Annotated in this window: 2 protein-coding genes; one reads left to right on the top strand and one right to left on the bottom strand. The window is 67.9% G+C overall.

Features of this window, described 5'->3' with window-relative positions; translation table 11 throughout:
- Positions 1 to 473: 473 nt before the first annotated feature.
- Positions 474 to 806 (bottom strand): hypothetical protein, encoded by a 333-nt coding sequence (locus tag DMB66_RS59380; protein WP_158647740.1) that lies wholly within the window; start codon positions 804 to 806, stop codon positions 474 to 476.
- Positions 807 to 1,385: 579 nt separating this feature from the next.
- On the opposite strand from DMB66_RS59380, the gene DMB66_RS66440 reads away from it, so the two are divergent.
- Positions 1,386 to 1,585: transposase family protein (locus DMB66_RS66440; RefSeq protein ID WP_370321555.1), on the top strand; the 200-nt coding region annotated here is incomplete at its 3' end.

Here is a 1,585-nt window from a genome sequence, read left to right on the forward strand (position 1 = left end):
GGGAGCACCGGGAGCACCGGGAGCACCGGGAGCACCGGGACGCACCGGGAGCACCGGGAGCACCGGGAGCACCGGGAGCACCGGGAGCACCGGGAGCACCGGGAGCACCGGGAGCACCGGGAGCACCGGGAGCACCGAGTGTCGGGACCGCACGAGTGCCGCGTCGTCAAGGGGCATGCGACACCGAGTTACGCTGTCGAGTCCAGCATGCCGTGCGGCGTGAAAGTGCGCCTTTCTGGATCACCTTTGCCGCCAATTTTCGCGGTGTGACGCTGGTCATGAAATTGGTATGGCCGGTCATTGATAGGGGCCTGTGATCTTGGCTGGCGTGCGGAATAATTGGTGGCATGGGGCAACTCCAATTGTTTTCCCGGGCCGAACTCGCGGGCCTGCGCGACCGAACGAAGGCCCGCAATTATTCGGCGAGCCGTGACGAGTTTCGCCGCGATCATGAGCGTCGCCGCGCGTGGGGTCTACAGCGTCGTCACGCCGAGCGGCTGCGACACGTCCGCGAGCAGCAGGCGGGCTGCTGGCCGGAAGATCTCCAGATCAAACCCACCAGCTTCGAAGCCGACCGACCGGGCCCGGCAGATCCCCCGCCGGTGCATACGCCGCCGCCCTCTCGTGCGGCGCGCCAGCCGGCACAAAGCCGCGACCCGCAGACCAGCCGGGGAACGCAGGCCGGACCGGTCGAACAGGCCGAGGAGGTCGAACAGGCCGAGGAGGTCGAACAGGCCGGACCAGCCGAACAAGCCGGGCCAGCCAAGCAGACCGAAGAGGTCGAACAGGCCGGACCAGCCGAACAAGCCGGGCCAGCCAAGCAGACCGAAGAGGTCGAACAGGCCGGACCAGCCGAACAGGCCGGGCCAACCGAACAGGCCGAACAGGCCGGATCGGTCAAGGAGGTCGAGCTGGCCGGACCGGTAGTGGAGTCCCGCTGTGAATCAGACAGCCTGCCATCGCCGAGCCATGCCCGCCACGATCAAGTCACGGTTGCCACCCGGCACCCACTCCCGTCATTACTGCGAACAGATATCCCGCAGCGCCCACACGCCGGCCGCGGAACGGGCCGGAGTCACCAACCCCCACACCCGCCCCCGCCCGGCCACCCCCGCCCCGCCCCGGACCGAGCCGGCGAACACCAGACCAGACCAGGCCCGACCGGCAGCGACCCAGATACGCAGCAAAGCCCCACCACCAAAAATCCCACGACCAAAAGTCCCACGACCAGAAAACCCAGGGCCATTGCGTGTTCGGCGGTTGCAGGCTTGAGCTGGGATGACGTGGGGTGTTTGACCTCTGTGGAGGTGCCCGGGGCGGGTGAGATCGCCTAGGTGATCATGGGAGTTCTCACGCTTCCAGACACTTCGAGGACCTCACCCGCGATGTCAGCATGCCCGATACCGGTACTGTCCGCAGTTGCTACCCCCTCCGACACGCCAGTCCGCCCGGTAACCGAGGGTGAACAGGCCGGTTTGCTGCGAGCGTTGGCAGTGGTGCCGGATCCGCGCAGCCCGCGTGGGCTGCGTTACCCGCTCGCCGGGCTCTTGGCGGTCGCGGTGTGCGCGGTGCTGGCCGGGGCTAC

It is taken from the genome of Actinoplanes sp. ATCC 53533, from assembly GCF_003947245.1.